General features: G+C 62.3%; 11 protein-coding genes. 8 read left to right on the top strand and 3 right to left on the bottom strand.

Features of this window, described 5'->3' with window-relative positions; translation table 11 throughout:
* On the bottom strand, positions 1 to 1545 hold the full coding sequence (locus tag ACEK02_RS17445; RefSeq protein ID WP_371422842.1) for an acyl-CoA synthetase: 1545 nt from the start codon (positions 1543 to 1545) through the stop codon (positions 1 to 3).
* A gap of 204 nt (positions 1546 to 1749) precedes the next feature.
* The gene (locus ACEK02_RS17440) at positions 1750 to 2559 is read right to left on the bottom strand and encodes a crotonase/enoyl-CoA hydratase family protein (RefSeq protein ID WP_371422841.1); all 810 of its coding nucleotides are present in this window, start codon (positions 2557 to 2559) and stop codon (positions 1750 to 1752) included.
* 113 nt (positions 2560 to 2672) lie between these two features.
* Here ACEK02_RS17440 and ACEK02_RS17435 point away from each other — a divergent pair, with 113 nt between their 5' ends.
* The 4 genes from ACEK02_RS17435 (at position 2673) to ACEK02_RS17420 (ending at position 7651) form a co-directional block, all read left to right on the top strand.
* Entirely contained in the window at positions 2673 to 3545 is an 873-nt protein-coding gene (locus ACEK02_RS17435) for an SDR family oxidoreductase (protein WP_371422840.1), read from the top strand.
* Between the two features lie 339 nt (positions 3546 to 3884).
* Positions 3885 to 5462 (top strand): fatty acid--CoA ligase, encoded by a 1578-nt coding sequence (locus ACEK02_RS17430; RefSeq protein ID WP_371422839.1) that lies wholly within the window; start codon positions 3885 to 3887, stop codon positions 5460 to 5462.
* Between the two features lie 212 nt (positions 5463 to 5674).
* Positions 5675 to 7198: an SUMF1/EgtB/PvdO family nonheme iron enzyme gene (locus ACEK02_RS17425; RefSeq protein ID WP_371422838.1), complete on the top strand. Its 1524-nt coding sequence runs from the start codon at positions 5675 to 5677 to the stop codon at positions 7196 to 7198.
* A 27-nt stretch (positions 7199 to 7225) separates the two neighbouring features.
* Positions 7226 to 7651 carry a DUF4399 domain-containing protein gene (locus ACEK02_RS17420; RefSeq protein WP_371422837.1) on the top strand — a complete coding sequence of 142 codons (426 nt, stop codon included), beginning with the start codon at positions 7226 to 7228 and terminating at the stop codon, positions 7649 to 7651.
* Between the two features lie 119 nt (positions 7652 to 7770).
* Here the strand turns inward: ACEK02_RS17420 and ACEK02_RS17415 are convergent, their stop codons facing one another.
* The gene (locus tag ACEK02_RS17415) at positions 7771 to 8259 is read right to left on the bottom strand and encodes a phasin family protein (protein WP_371422836.1); all 489 of its coding nucleotides are present in this window, start codon (positions 8257 to 8259) and stop codon (positions 7771 to 7773) included.
* A 501-nt stretch (positions 8260 to 8760) separates the two neighbouring features.
* On the opposite strand from ACEK02_RS17415, the gene ACEK02_RS17410 reads away from it, so the two are divergent.
* The 4 genes from ACEK02_RS17410 (at position 8761) to ACEK02_RS17395 (ending at position 15793) form a co-directional block, all read left to right on the top strand.
* Positions 8761 to 10302, top strand: coding sequence for a wax ester/triacylglycerol synthase family O-acyltransferase (locus tag ACEK02_RS17410; protein ID WP_371422835.1), 1542 nt, complete (start codon positions 8761 to 8763; stop codon positions 10300 to 10302).
* 9 nt (positions 10303 to 10311) lie between these two features.
* Entirely contained in the window at positions 10312 to 11307 is a 996-nt protein-coding gene (locus ACEK02_RS17405) for an alpha/beta fold hydrolase (RefSeq protein WP_371422834.1), read from the top strand.
* Between the two features lie 111 nt (positions 11308 to 11418).
* The gene (locus ACEK02_RS17400) at positions 11419 to 14649 is read left to right on the top strand and encodes a bifunctional cytochrome P450/NADPH--P450 reductase (protein WP_371422833.1); all 3231 of its coding nucleotides are present in this window, start codon (positions 11419 to 11421) and stop codon (positions 14647 to 14649) included.
* A gap of 166 nt (positions 14650 to 14815) precedes the next feature.
* The gene (locus ACEK02_RS17395) at positions 14816 to 15793 is read left to right on the top strand and encodes an alpha/beta hydrolase (RefSeq protein WP_371422832.1); all 978 of its coding nucleotides are present in this window, start codon (positions 14816 to 14818) and stop codon (positions 15791 to 15793) included.
* The last annotated feature ends 74 nt before the right edge of the window (positions 15794 to 15867 follow it).

Below are 15867 nucleotides of genomic sequence, written 5' to 3'. Positions count from 1 at the left end.
CTAGATTGTTCGTCCTGCCTTGGCCCAATAGGGATCGCGCAGCCGGCGCTTGAAGATCTTGCCAGAATCTTCCCGTGGCAAGTTCGATTGTATTTCCATCTGCTTCGGCACCTTGTAATCGGCCAGCGCCTTTTTCAGATCGGCACGCACCACTGCGAGATCGAGCACGACACCCGGCTGCGGCTCGATCACCGCCATCAGGGACTCGCCGAACTCCTCATCGGGAATCCCGAACACCGCACAGTCATGCACACCGGGCACGGCATGCAGCGCGGATTCGATTTCGGCGGGATAGATGTTGACGCCGCCGGAGATCACCATGTCGCGCTTGCGATCGCAGATGAAGACATAGCCGTCGGCATCGAGATAGCCGACGTCGCCCGAGGTGATGAAACCGTCGCGGTCGATCTCGGCGCGCTTCTCCGGCTTGTTATGATAGGTGAAATCCGGATTGCCGGCGATACGTGAATAGATTTCGCCGATCTCGCCCTGGGGCAGGATCTTCCCGTCATCGTCGAGAAAGCGCAGCTCAGCACCGGGCGCGATCTTTCCGACTGTGCCGGGCTTCTTCAGCGCATCTTCGGAATTCGCGAAGGTCACTGCGCCGGATTCTGTCGAACCGTAGAATTCGTAGATCACCGGTCCCCACCAGTCGATCATCGCCGTCTTGACGTCGGCCGGGCACGGCGCGGCGGCGTGGATGATGTGGCGCAGCGACGACATGTCGTATTTCTTACGGATATCCTCCGGCAGTTTCATCAGGCGGATGAACATGGTCGGCACCATGAAGATGGTGTCGATCTTCTCGTCCTGCACCACGCGCAGGAATTCTTCGGGATCGAAGCGTGGCATCAGCACCAGCGCGCCGCCGAGGCGCCCGGCACGCAGCGCAAAGGCATTGGGAGCCGAGTGATATAGCGGCCCGGGCAGCAATGCGCGCGCGCCGGGCTTGAGACCATAGACGCGTGCGCGCATCTGGTCGGCGGACGCGGCCTGCTCCGGCGTCGGCGCAAAGCGGCGCACGCCCTTGGGATGGCCCGTCGTGCCCGACGTGTAGATCATGTTATGCGGCTGCGGCAGTGCGGGACCGTCATAGGGCGCCTGCTCCTTGAGCCAGCTTTCCAGATCGATGGCACCATCCGGGGTGCCGAGGCGCGTGGGATCGACCTTGTAATTGGCAACGATCTCCGGCGGCGTCGGCACGCTCAGCGATACGATGCCCTGCGGGATCGCATCGCGCAGCTGATGCAGCATGTCGGCATGGGCGATCAGGATGTTGCTGCCGGAATCCTTGATCACATAAGTGATCTCTTCCGGCTTGAAGTGCCAGTTCACCGGCACGCCGTAAGCGCCGAGCTGCGCCACCGCATAGGCCGCCTCGAGAAACGCGATGTCGTTGCGCATCAGGATGCTGACGCTGTCGCCCTGCTTGACGCCGAGCCGCGACAACCCGCCGGCGATGCGGCTCGCACGTTCGGTCAGTTCGGCAAAGCCGCGACGGCGATCGCCTGACATGACGCCTTGAAACAGGGAATTTGTCGACATGGATACGTTTCCGGATTTTTGTTTTTGATTGAAGAGAGAAGCTAGCGTGTCGCTCCGAGGCACTCATGGTGAGGAGCGCATCTTCGCGCGTCTCGCACCATGAGTTGGTGTGCGCCACCATCCTTCGAGACGCGACCAAGAGGTCGCTCCTCTCGCCTGAACGCAATTGCGCTCAGGCTGGGATGAGGGCGGGGTGTTGGTCTGTTAATCCACAAATTTCGGCGCGCGCTTCTCGATATTGGCGCGCACGGCTTCGGTCTGGTTCGGCCCGCCCATCAGTTTCATCTGCTCGACGGATTCGGCGAGCAGCGCGGGACCGGGATCGATCGTCAGATTATTGAGCATGCGCTTGGCGGCGCGGATTGCATCCGGGCTCTTGCCGGCGATCTCGCGCGCGGTCTCGAGCGCTGCAGCGCGCGGGTCGTCGCAGATGCGCGTGGCAAGGCCGTAGCTCAAAGCCTCCTGCGCCGAGAAGATGCGGCCGGTGTAAGTGAGGTCGCGCAGGATATCGTCACGCACTAACGAGGCCAGGATCGGCGTGCCGGCCATATCGGGCACCAGACCCCATTTGATTTCCATCACCGACATCCGCGTGTCCGGCGCGAGAAACCGCATGTCGGCACCGAGCGCCACTTGAAAACCGCCGCCGAAGGCGACGCCATGCACCGCGGCAATCACCGGCACCGGCAATTGGCGCCAGCCCCACACCGCCTGCTGGGAGTGATTGCAAAGACCGTGGGTGCGCAGCGCCAGGTCACGCTTCTGCCCGCCGCCGATACCGTCGCCGCCGCTCTCCTTCATCGCGGCGAATCGTCCCATGTCGAGGCCGGCGCAGAACGCCCGGCCCTCGCCGGACAGCACGACCGCGCGCAGTCCCTTCTCGCGGCTGAGCCGATCGGCGGTATCGACCAATGCCGCAAACATCGCCGCATCCAGCGCATTCATCTTGTCCGCGCGGACCAGCCGAACATCGGCAACGCCGTCCGTCATGGACACAGAGATGCGGTCTTCCATGGGAGGTTTCCTTCCTAGACTTGTTCTTATCGTCGCTTTACAGGAAAGCGTTGTCGGGATTTAGTCAATCAACTAATTAATCCGTCCGCATCCTCTTAAATCAGGTGGCTCCCATGTTCAATCAGCAGCTTCTCGCAGGCCGGAAAATCCTCGTTACAGGCGGCGGCACTGGCCTCGGAAAGTCGATGGCGGCGAAATTTCTCGAGCTCGGCGCCGAAGTGCATATTTGCGGTCGCCGCAAGGCTGTATGCGACGAAACCGCAACCGAGCTGATGGCGGAATATGGCGGCAAGGTCACCAGCCACGGCGTCGACATCCGCGATGCCGCGGCGGTCGATGCGATGATCGAAGGCATCTGGGCCGACGGCCCCCTCACCGACCTGATCAACAACGCCGCCGGAAATTTCATCTCGCGGACACAGGACCTGTCGGCGCGCGGCTTCGACGCCGTCGCCAATACGGTGATGCACGGCACGTTCTACATGACCCACGCCGTCGGCCGCCGCTGGATCGCCGACAAGGTGCCGGGCAACGTGGTCTCGATCACCGTGACCTGGGTACGCAACGGCAGCCCCTATGTGGTGCCGTCAGCCATGAGCAAATCGGCGATCCACGCCATGACCATGTCGCTGGCCACCGAATGGGGCCGCTATGGCATCCGCCTCAACACCATCGCGCCCGGTGAGATTCCCACCGAAGGCATGAGCAAGCGCATCAAGCCGGGCGATGAAGCCGGCGCACGTACCCGCGCCTGGAATCCGATGGGCCGCGTCGGCAAGATGGAAGAACTGCAGAACCTCGCAGTGTTCCTGATCTCCGGCGGCTGCGACTGGATCAGTGGCGAGACCATCGCCATGGACGGCGCACAGGCGCTGGCCATGGGCGGCAACTTCTATCAGCTGCGCGACTGGTCCGACGCCGAGTGGATGCAGGCCCGCGACAGCATCAAGGCGCAGAACGAGAAGGACAAGGCGCAGCGGGGCTGAGCTGCGCCGGTGCAGGATGGGTAGAGCGAAGGCGCACCGCGCCGAAGCGAAACCCATCAACCACACCCGAGGAAAGCGATGGGTTTCGCGAAGACGCCCTACCCATCCTACGAAGCATCACCACGCGCCCAAGGCGTTGCCTTGCTTTCTCAGCCACGCGGCTGCTGCAGCAGCTCTCGCGCAACAAGCAACGCGTCCGCTTCGCAGGCGACGACTTTCGCCGCATGAGGACCCGGCGTATGTGGCGATATCACCGCACCGCAGCACCTTTCTCATCTTGTCAGCCCTCCCGGACGCCCGCACACTCTCCACAACTAATAAACTGCGGGAGGGAGACACATGTCCGTTGCGGAAGCGGCCACACTGGCCGATGTCATTCGCGTGCAAGCAAAGACACGCGGCGATTCAATTGCGCTGGTGTTCGAGGGCCGCGAGACCAGCTACAAGACACTCGATCGCAATGCCAATCGCGTCGCCAACGGGCTGATGGCGCTCGGCGTCAAGCCGAATGAACGCATTGCCTATCTCGGCAAGAACAGCGACCTCTTCATCGAACTCCTGATCGGCGCCGTGAAGGCCAAGGTGGTGACGGCCCCCGTGAACTGGCGCCTCGCCGCACCGGAGATCGCCTTCATCGTCGACGATGCCAAGGCAGCGATCCTGTTCGTCGGCCCGGAATTCGTCGACCTTGTACGCAGCCTGCAGTCGCAACTGCCGAATGTGCGCATTATCATGACCATGGAAGGCGGTGCACCGGAGTGGCAGGACTTTGCGGCCTGGCGCGACGCGCAGAGCGACAACGATCCCAACATCGCCACGACCAGGGATGATGTGGCGATCCAGCTCTATACGTCGGGCACCACAGGAAAACCAAAAGGCGCGATGCTGTCGCACCAGAATTTCCTGTCGTTGCTGCGCATCGGCGGTACCGACGAAAACCCGGACTGGAATGTCTGGACCGCCGACGACGTCTCGCTGGTGGCGATGCCGGTATTTCACATCGGCGGTGTCGGCTGGGCGGTGTTCGGACTCTATCACGGCGCCAAGAGCGTGATCGCGCGGGAGTTCGACCCGAACAAGGTGCTGGATTTCTTCCGCGACTACGGCATCAGCAAGCTGTTCCTGGTGCCGGCCGCGATGCAGTTCATCGTGCGGCAGCCGCGCGCGCGCGAGATGGATTTCAGCAAGCTGCGCTACATCATGTATGGCGCATCGCCGATCCCCGCCGCCCTGCTCAAGGAATGTATCAGCGTGTTCGGCTGCGGCTTCGTGCAGATGTACGGCATGACCGAGACCACCGGCACCATCGTGGTGCTGGCCCCGGAAGATCATGTCGAGGGCCGCGACTGCATGCGCTCGGCCGGCAAGGCGCTGCCGGGAATCGAGATCGCCATTCTCGATGCCGACGGCAAGCCGCTGCCGGTGGGCGAAGTCGGCGAGATCGCGACGCGCTCGGCGTCGAACATGGTCGGTTACTGGAATCTGCCGGACGCCACCGCGCGCACGCTGGACCGCGACAACTGGCTGCGCACCGGCGATGCCGGCTATCTCGACAGCGACGGCTTCCTCTACATCCACGACCGCATCAAGGACATGATCATCTCCGGCGGCGAAAACATCTATCCCGCCGAAGTGGAGAGTGCGATCTGCGACCATCCGGATGTGGCCGAGGTCGCTGTGGTCGGCGTACCCGATGATACCTGGGGCGAAGCGGTGAAGGCCGTGGTGGTGTTGAAGCCCGGCAAGGAGCTGAGCGCGACCGACCTGATGAAATTTACGCGCGAGCGCATCGCAGGATTCAAGGCGCCGAAGACCATCGACTTCATCGCCGCGCTGCCAAGGAATGCCTCGGGAAAGATCCTGCGGCGGCAGTTGCGCGACCCGTATTGGGTGGGCAAAGAACGGCAGGTGAACTGAGAACCTGTTTCGCGGCGGCCGTATTCTATTGGCGCCGGGTATATCGATACAGCGAAGGCGAGAGACTTCGTCATCTCGCTACCGCGCGCCCCCGCCGGGATCATCCGATTAGCGTTTTCAGCTAATTGTCTGACGGAGACGTTGAGCGTAGCGTCATGACGGTCGACCGAACAGCTAGTGAACCTCGTGTGTCCAGTGAGAGGCGCGAAGTCATGCGCGGCGAGATTCGTGACATCAGTTCAGGCAGGGATAAAGACCCCTCCGTTCCGCGCGTCGGAACGCCGCGCCGCCTCGCGGCGATCGTTGTGGGCGACATCTGCGGATATAGCCGCCTCATGGAATTGGACGAGGAAGGGACGCATGCGCGCGTCAGGCGAATCGAGCGTGACCTCATCGAGCCGAGCATTACCGAGCATGACGGCAAGCTTGTCAAAACGACTGGCGATGGGTTCATTGCGATATTCGATAGTCCGGTCGAAGCCGTACGATGCGGGATCGTCATCCAGCAAAGCATGATCGGACGCAATGCGGCGCTGCCAAAGAACTCCTGGATCGAATATCGCATTGGCGTCAACCTGGGAGACGTGATCATCGAGCCCGATGATGTCTTCGGAGATGGCGTCAATATCGCGGCGCGCCTCGAGGGGATTGCCGACCCCGGCCAAGTGTACATCTCGGGTGGCATCTACGAGCAGATCAAGCACAAGCTCGTCTGCGGCTATGAGTCCCTTGGAGATCGCAAGATCAAGAACATTACCGACCCTGTGCGCGTTTACCGGGTGCTTCCCGATCCCGCGGCGTTCAACAAGGCGCGGAAGCGGCGTGAACATGTTCTGATCATTTCGTTTTGCGCAATCCTTCTGGCTATCGCAGGCGCCGTCGTCTGGTACATGAGGGCTTACCCGCGCAGTGATATCGGCAATCAGGCGTCAGCTCCCGCAGCGCCTCTGCAAGAAACGGGGAATGCAGGCACCCGATCAGCACCTACGGCCAAGCAAGCCCGGTCTGAATCCGCCCCGGCGGTCACGCCTGTCCCGCCGCCACCACCACCAAAGCCGGTCATAGAGCCCGCCATGGTCCCCCTCCCCGGCGGGACCTTCGCGATGGGCAGCAATGACGACATATCGGAAAAACCGATCCACCAGGTCACGATCAAGCCCTTCGCGATCAGCAAGTATCCGGTCTCGGTCCGGGAGTGGAACGCGTGTGCTGCTGCGAATGCATGCCCGTTCCTGGTGACTGGGCGGGAGGACATTCCGGTCACGGATGTGAGCTGGACCGATGCCAAGCAGTTCGTCGCATGGCTCGCGAAGGAAACGCAGAAAGCCTTCCGGCTCCCGAGCGAAGCGGAATGGGAGTATGCCGCGCGTGGCGGCACGCAAACGAAATACTGGTGGGGCGACCAGTTGCAGCCCGGCATGGCCAATTGCAAGAACTGCGCGGATACCGCAGCGGCTGAACAGCCGCTCAAGCTCGGCAGCCTGAAGCCAAATCCATTCGGACTCTACGATATGGGGGGCGGCGTCGATCAATGGACAGAGGATTGCTGGCACAAGAATTATCAGGGAGCCCCGCAGAATGGATCGCCCTGGGTCGAGAACGACTGCGTGTCGCGCGTCATTCGATCCGGCTCCTGGAAAAACGATGCGCGTTACGTCCGGCCCGCAAGCCGCGATAGCTACGACACCAATGTGCGATATCCGACCCACGGCTTCCGGATTGCCATTTCGTCCTGAGACCGCCCCCAAGAGAAAGGCTGCGTCATGAGGATCACCGGGCTCATCGTGTTATCCGCAATGCTGTCAATGGCGCCCCTTGCAGTCCATGCGCAGGGAAAGCCCGCGCCGAAAGATGCGGTTCTCTATTTCGTGTGGCCGCAGGACAAAGCGGTGATCAAGGGCGCGTTCTGGTGTCGTTTCGGTTTGCGCAACATGGGCGTCACGCATGCAGGCGATAATTTCCAGAACAGCGGCCATCATCATCTGCTGGTCGATGTGAACGACCCGCTCGATCCCAAGGAACCGATCCCGCAGGACAAGTCGCATCTCCATTTCGGAGCCGGCCAGACCGAGGCACGCATCGAATTGCCGCCCGGCAAACATACGCTCCAGCTCGTGCTGGGAGACGGCGCTCATTATCCCTTCAGCCCACCAATCGTCTCGAACAAGATTACCGTGACAATCAAGTGAGCATGCTTCCGACGCCCGGATGCACGACCTGCTTTGCCAGAACGAGCAACAAAAAAGGCCCGCTTGCGCGGGCCTTTTGAACTCATGTCGCGTGATCGCGTATGGATCAGGCGGTCTTGTCAGGCGGTCTTGGCGAAGGACGCAACCTTCGAGAAGTTGTCCTGCGCGGTCTTGGCGCCTTCCGACACCAGCTTGCCGAGATATTCGGTCGAAGCCTTGGCGCGCGAGCTCAGCACTTCGCCATGGGCGCGCACGAGATCGGTCTGCACCTGGAAGGCCTCGCTCAGCGATTTCGCCGAAGCAAGCTTGTCGATGCCGGCGAAGAACGACTGGACGTCCGCATAGAATGCGTCCTGAACGTTGCGGCTGATCTTGGTGGCTTCGCTGACCGAGTTCGACACGGCGGTCTCGATGGCAGAGGTCACCTTCTCGGAATTGGCCTGGAAGTCGGCGGCCTTGTCCTTGGCAGTGCCGGCAGCGCGCTTGACGAAGTCACGGGTCGCCTCGGGCACTTCCAGGTTCTGCAGCTTAGTGAACGCCTCGGTGACGGGCGCGAAAGCCTGCTTGACATTGTTCAGCACGGAATTGGTTTCGGTCTCGATCGTCATGTTCGTCTCCATCCTCGGGGGGCATCCTCGGGTTTCAGCCATCCTTGAAATAAGGCTCGGCTCGCCCCGTCCCGCCGTTGTGGGCCCGGGGTGCAACTTCTATGACATAGTAAATAATGCACCGCAACATCGATGGTGCATCGCAACATCACGAATACGTGAATTGCGACATTACTGGGCAACCAAAGATGCACTAACGGGCTACCGCTGACCTTCAAAAAGGCAACGGCGCTTGACCCCTTGATTTAGCTTTACAACTTAGTGTTTCGGGCAGAGCGACTTCGGGCATCCGAACGAGCACTCATCGGAAATCTCCGCCTAATCGGCGCGCATGGCTGTCAAACTCATGCTTTTCGGGACATTTCGAAGGGAGCGGTGCTCAGACTAGCTCCCTATCGCCTTTGCCATTGCATATTCCCGTTCCGGATGGGCACACTCATCGGTAGAGCGCCGCAAAGGCGCCAAGCGACGTCAAAGTAATGTTCGAGGGAGGGACGTATCATGGCGGAAGCCAGCAGGAAGCTGTCCTCAATGGACGCGTCGTTTCTGTATCTGGAAACGCCGGAGATGCCGATGCATGTCGGCAGCATGGCGATCTTTCGCCTGCCCGAAGACTACAAGGGCGACTTCTTCGAGGACTTCAAGGCAATGATCGCCTCGCGCCTGCATATGGCGCCGATCCTCAAGGCACGGCTGGAAAAGGCCCCCCTGGATATCGACCATCCCTCCTGGGTCGAGGACGACCAATTCGACATCGACCGGCACATCTTTCGCGGCAGCCTGCCCGCCCCCCATGACCGCGCCACGCTGGAACGCATCGTCGGCTGGATGCATGCCAAGCTGCTCAACCGCGCCCGGCCGCTGTGGGAGTTCTATGTCTTCGAAGGCATGAAGGACAACGAGATCGGCCTGTATTCGAAGATGCATCATGCCTGCATCGATGGCGGGGCCGGCGCAGCCCTCACCAGCATGATCTATGACGTGACGCCGATCCCGCGCGAGATCGAGAAGCCGGAGGTTCGCGCCAAGCTGCGGCAGGAGCCGCGCGACATAGCTGCGAGCTTCATCGATTCCTATCAGCAGCTCTGGCGCCAGCCGCTGGAGAGCACGACCAAAGGCATCGAATTGCCGCGCTCCGGCAAGAGCGATATCGGCTCGATCCTGTTCGACAACGCCATGTTCCAGATCGAGAGCGCGGTGAAATTCGCCGGCTCGATCCCGACCATGGTGAAGAGCGCCTCCGACGTGATGGCCAGGATCGCCGACCCGAAATCGCGCGACAATCTCAACAGCATGCTGTCGCCACCCACGCTGCTCAACAAGACGATCTCGTCTGAACGCAGTTTTGCCGGCGTCTCGGTGCCGCTCTCGGCCGCGAAGGCAGTGGCGAAGCAGGCGGGCGGCAAGCTCAATGACGTGGTGCTGGCGCTCTCGAGCGGTGTGGTCCGGCGCTACCTGAAAGAGAGGGGCGCCCTGCCCGCCAAGGCGATGACCGCCGCGGTGCCGATCTCGCTGCGCGAGGAAGGCAACACGGATTCGAACAATCAGGTGTTCGGCATGATCTGCTCGATCGCCAGCAATATCGAGGATCCCAAGGAGCGGCTGGAAACCATTATCGCGCAGTCCACCAAGTCCAAGGAGATGTCGCATCCGCTGCGGGCGCTGATGCCCCAGGTATCGAACCTGTCGATGCTCGGCGCCCCCATCATGGTGCAGATCCTGGCGTTGCTTTACAGCCGCACCAATCTCTCCGACGTGCTGCCGCCAGCGGCCAACATCACCGTCTCCAATGTGCCCGGCCCGCGGCAGACGCTCTATGCGGCCGGCGCCGAGCTGCTGCACATTTTCCCTGTATCCATCGCCACCCATGGGCTGGCGCTGAACATCACCGTGCAGAGCTATCGCGACCAGCTCGATTTCGGCTTCATCGCGGGCGCCAACATCATTCCGCATGTGCAGGTGCTTGCCGACATGCTGCCGGGTGAATTCGCGCTGCTGCAGGCGGCGTTTGCCCCGCCCGACGCTCTCAAGACCGCCAGCTAAGGACCCATCATGATTGAAATGCCCCCGTTGCAGTTCGCCAAGCTGAATGGCATTCGCATGGGATATTACGACGCCGGCCCCATGAGCGACACACCGCCCATAGTGTTGTGTCACGGCTGGCCGGAAATGGCGTTCTCCTGGCGCCATCAGATCAAGGCACTGGCCGCCGCCGGCATCCGTGTCATCGCGCCGGACCAGCGCGGCTATGGCGCGACGTCGCGGCCTGACGCCATCGAGGAGTACAGCATCGAACATCTCACCGGCGATCTCGTCGCACTGCTCGATCACCTCAAGATCGACAAGGCGATCTTCGTCGGCCATGACTGGGGCGGTTTCATCGTCTGGCAGATGCCGCTGCGGCATCGCGATCGCGTCGCCGGCGTGGTCGGCGTGAATACGCCGCACACCGACCGCGCGCCGGTCGATCCCTTGCTGATCTACAGGAAGCGCTTCGGCGAGACGATGTATATCGTCCAGTTCCAGGATCCCGCACACGAGCCGGATCGCATCTTCGGCGAGAATGTCGACAAAGCCTTCGACTTCTTCATGCGCAAGCCGATGCCACGCAAGCACGCCAATGTGGGCGAAGCGCCCGTCGGCGGCATCGGTGCCTCGTCGAAGACCAATCTGGCATTCCCGCAGATGGTCGCTGCTTACGATCCCGCGAAGGACCCGCGCCAGAAAATCCTCTCCGACGAGGAAAAGAAGATCTTTGTCGACGCCTTCAAGGAGTCCGGCTTCACCGGCGGCATCAACTGGTATCGCAACATGAGCGCCAACTGGGCGCGCGCCGAGGGACTCGATCACACCGTGCGCGTGCCGTCGCTGATGATCATGGCGGAGAACGACGCCGTGCTGCCGCCCTCCTCCGCCGATGGCATGGAGAACATCGTTCCCGACCTGGAGAAATATCTGGTGAAGGACAGCGGCCACTGGACCCAGCAGGAGAAGCCCGACGAGGTCAGCCAGGTGCTGATCGACTGGCGGCGAAGACGGTTTGGGTAGTTCGTAGGATGGGTAGAGCGCAGCGAAACCCATCAAACAAAACATTGCCGCGATGGGTTTCGCAACTGCTCTACCCATCCTACGCAAAGACGCAGCAGGAAACGTCGCGACATGTCCTCCACCAACAAACTCGCTCCGATCCCGCATCCGCCGAAGAAGCCGGTGGTGGGCAACATGCTGTCGCTGGATGCCAATGCGCCGGTGCAGGATCTGGCACGGCTAGCCAAGGAGCTCGGGCCGATCTTCTGGCTGGACATGATGGGCTCGCCCATCGTCATCGTCGGCGGCCACGATCTTGTGGACGAGCTCAGCGACGAGAAACGCTTCGACAAGGCGGTGCGCGGCGCGCTGCGCCGGGTCCGCGCCGTCGGCGGCGACGGGCTGTTCACGGCGGACACCAAAGAGCCGAACTGGGCCAAGGCGCACAACATCCTGCTGCAGCCGTTCGGCAACCGCGCGATGCAGTCCTATCACCCGAGCATGGTGGATATCGCCGAGCAGCTGGTAAAGAAATGGGAACGCCTCAACACCGATGAGGAGATCGACGTCGTCCATGACATGACGGCGCTGACGCTGGACACGATCGGCCTGTGCGGTTTCGACTATCGCTTCAATTCGTTCTACCGGAGCGACTACCACCCCTTCGTGGAATCGCTGGTGCGTTCGCTCGAGACCATCATGATGACCCGCGGCCTGCCGCTGGAGAGTCTGTGGATGCAGAAGCGCCGCCGCGATCTCGCCGGCGACGTCGCCTTCATGAATTCCATGGTCGACGAGATCATCGCCGAGCGCCGCAAGAATGCCGAGGCGACCGAGGCCAAGAAGGACATGCTCGGCGCCATGATGACCGGCGTCGACCGCGCCACCGGCGAACAGCTCGACGACGTCAACATCCGCTACCAGATCAACACCTTCCTGATCGCCGGCCACGAGACCACATCGGGTCTGCTGTCATGCGCGATCTACGCGATGCTGAAACATCCGGAGGTGCTGAAGAAGGCCTATGAGGAAGTCGACCGCGTCTTCGGCCCCGATGTGAATGCCAAGCCGACCTATCAGCAGGTCACGCAGCTTCATTACATCACGCAGATCCTGAAGGAGTCGCTGCGGCTGTGGCCGCCGGCACCGGCCTATGGCATCGCACCGGTGCAGGACGAGACCATCGGCGGCGGCAAGTACAAGCTCCGCAAGGGCACCTTCGTCACCATCCTGGTATTGGCGCTGCATCGCGATCCCTCGGTCTGGGGACCCAATCCCGACGCCTTCGATCCCGAAAATTTTTCGAAGGAAGCCGAAGCCGCACGACCGATCAATGCGTGGAAACCGTTCGGCAACGGCCAGCGCGCCTGTATCGGCCGCGGCTTCGCCATGCACGAAGCTGCGCTGGCGCTCGGCATGATCCTGCAGCGCTTCAAGATGATGGATCACAAGCGCTACGAGATGGTGCTCAAGGAAACGCTGACCATCAAGCCCGACGGTTTCAAGATCAAGGTGCGCCCACGCCACGATCACGAGCGCGGCGCCTATGCCGGACGCGCGAACGCAGCCACCGCAGCCGCGCCGCTCGCGCCTGTCGTCACCGGCCGCGCGCGGCCGAGCCACAACACGCCGCTGCTGGTGCTCTACGGCTCCAACCTGGGCACTGCCGAGGAACTGGCGACGCGTGTTGCCGATCTCGCCGAGGTCAACGGCTTCGCCACGAAACTCGCGCCGCTCGACGACTTCGTTGGCAAACTGCCGACCGAAGGCGGCGTTCTCATTTTCTGCGCGTCCTACAACGGCGCAGCACCAGACAATGCGACGCAATTCGTCAACTGGCTCGGCACCGACCTGCCGAAGGACGCCTTCGCCAAAGTGCGCTATGCGGTGTTCGGCTGCGGCAACAGCGACTGGCTGGCGACCTATCAGTCGATCCCACGATACATTGACGACAAGCTCCGCGAACATGGCGCGACCAACGCCTATGTGCGCGGCGAAGGCGATGCGCGCGACGATCTCGACGGCCAGTTCGAGGACTGGTTCGCGAAATTGCGTCCGCTCGCAGTCAAGGAATTCGGCCTCGACACCGGATTCGAGCGCAGCGCCGACGATGCGCCGCTTTATCGGATCGAACCGGTGGCGCCGAGCGCGGTGAATACCGTCGTTGCGTTGGGCGGCGTGGTCCCGATGAAGGTGCTGGGCAATCGCGAGCTGCAGAACGGCGCGTCGGATCGCTCGACACGGCATATCGAGATCGAGCTTCCTGCCGGGACCAGCTACCGCGTCGGCGACCACCTCAGCGTGGTGCCGCGCAATGATCCCGCGCTTGTCGATGCGGTCGCGCGCCGCTTCGGCTTCCTCCCCGACGACCAGATCCGGCTGCAAGTCGCGGAAGGTCGTCGCGCGCAACTGCCGGTCGGCGACGTCGTCTCGGTCGGCCGCCTGCTCACGGAATTCGTGGAGTTGCAGCAGGTCGCCACCCGCAAGCAGATCCAGATCATGGCGGAGAACACGCGCTGCCCGATGACCAGGCCGAAACTGCTCGCTTATGTCGGCGACGATCCCGCCGCAAGCGAGCGTTATCGCAGTGACATCCTCGCCAAGCGTAAATCGGTGTTCGACCTCCTCGAAGAACATCCGGCCTGCGAATTGCCGTTCCACACCTATCTGGAAATGCTGTCGCTGCTGGCGCCACGCTATTACTCGATCTCGTCGTCACCGCAAGGTGAGACATCACGCTGCAGCGTCACCACCGCCGTCGTTCAGGGCCCAGCGCATTCCGGTCGCGGCATCTATCGCGGCGTCTGCTCGAACTATCTCAGCGGCCGCCGTGCCGGCGACACCGTGCATGCCATCGTGCGCGAGACCAAGGCCGGCTTCCGCCTGCCCGCCGATCCCCTCGTGCCGCTGATCATGATCGGACCGGGGACGGGCCTCGCGCCGTTCCGCGGCTTCCTGCAGGAGCGCGCGGCACTCAAGGCGCAAGGTGCGACGCTCGGCCCTGCGCTGCTGTTCTTCGGCTGCCGCCATCCCGATCAGGACTTTCTCTATGCCGAGGAGCTGAAGGGTTTCGCCGCCGATGGTATCTGTGAACTACACACCGCCTTCTCGCGGGGCGATGCACCGAAGACCTATGTGCAGCACCTCATCACCCAGCAGAAGGACCGCGTCTGGGATCTGATTCAGCAGGGCGCCATTACTTATGTCTGCGGCGACGGCGGCAAGATGGAGCCGGATGTGAAGGCGTCCCTGATGGCGATCCAGCGCGAGCGCAGCGGCAGCGATGACGCTGCGGCGCTAACCTGGATCGACGACCTCGGCACGCGCAATCGCTACGTGCTCGACGTCTGGGCCGGGAGCTAGCGAGAGGCTGATACCAGTTCCATTGTCACAATCGCTGTCACAAAAGACCGCGCGCACTGTCATAATTGCCGTGCGCGCAATCTCTCATTAATCGCTGCGACGATTTGTTTGGCGCATGACGCGCTTGTCACTTTTTCGCAGGGACTTTCCATGTCATATGTTTGACATGAGCCCACGTTCCGCCCGATCCCCCGAACCGATTGATGTGCCGTACGAGCCGCCACAGCTGGCGCGCGCGAACGGGATCGAAATCTGTTACGACATCTTTGGCTATTCGGACGCGGAACCGATGGTGATGATCATGGGCCTCGGCGCCCAGATGATTCACTGGGACGACGACTTCTGCCGCGAACTGGCCGCCCGCGGCTTTCGCGTGATCCGCTTCGACAACCGCGATATCGGCCTGTCCTCCAAGATGGCCGGCGGCAAGCCGTTCACCCTGTTCGAACTGGCCAAGCTGCGCTTCCTCGGGACACCCGTCTCCGCCCCCTACAAGCTGAGCGACATGGCGACCGACGTGGTGGCCCTGCTCGACGTGCTCCGCATCCGCTCCGCGCATGTGGTCGGCGCCTCCATGGGCGGCATGATCGCGCAGGAAATGGCGATCACCTATCCGGAGCGCCTGCGCTCGCTGACCTCGATCATGTCGACCACGGGCAATCCGCGCCTGCCGCAGCCGAGCCGCGCGGTGTCGCTGTTACTGCTGAAGCCGCAGCCCGTAGGCTACGAGGCGTTCCTCGAACGTTTCAAGCAGACATGGTTGTTCCTGCGCGTCGGCAGTTTCCCCGACGACGAAGCCAGGGATCTCGACCGCGCTGAGCGGACCTATGCCCGCGGCCTCAATCCGGAGGGCATCGGCCGGCAGCTCCGCGCCATCCTCGCTTCGGGCAGCCGCAAGGAGCGTCTCGCCACGGTCACCGCGCCGACGCTGGTGATCCACGGCAAGATCGATCCTCTGGTGCATCCGGCCGCCGGCCGGGACACGGCTGCGTCGATTCCCGGCGCCAAGCTGATGATGGTTGACCGGATGGGCCACGCCCTGCCGATCTCGATGTGGTCCATGGTGATCGACGCCATCTCGCGGCATGCGCATGGCGCGAAGCTGCAGCAGCCGCTGCAGGCCAGCGCGCGCCGCGCGGGCTAGTATCGCAAATCGCAGTCCATAGGACGGGGAGAGCGAAGGCGCATCGCGCCGGAGTGAAACCCATCATGGTCGCG

Origin of the sequence: Tardiphaga sp. (genome assembly GCF_041424195.1) — a bacterium.
Classification (GTDB): Bacteria; Pseudomonadota; Alphaproteobacteria; order Rhizobiales; family Xanthobacteraceae; genus Tardiphaga.
This window is presented reverse-complemented; position numbering and strand designations above follow the sequence as displayed.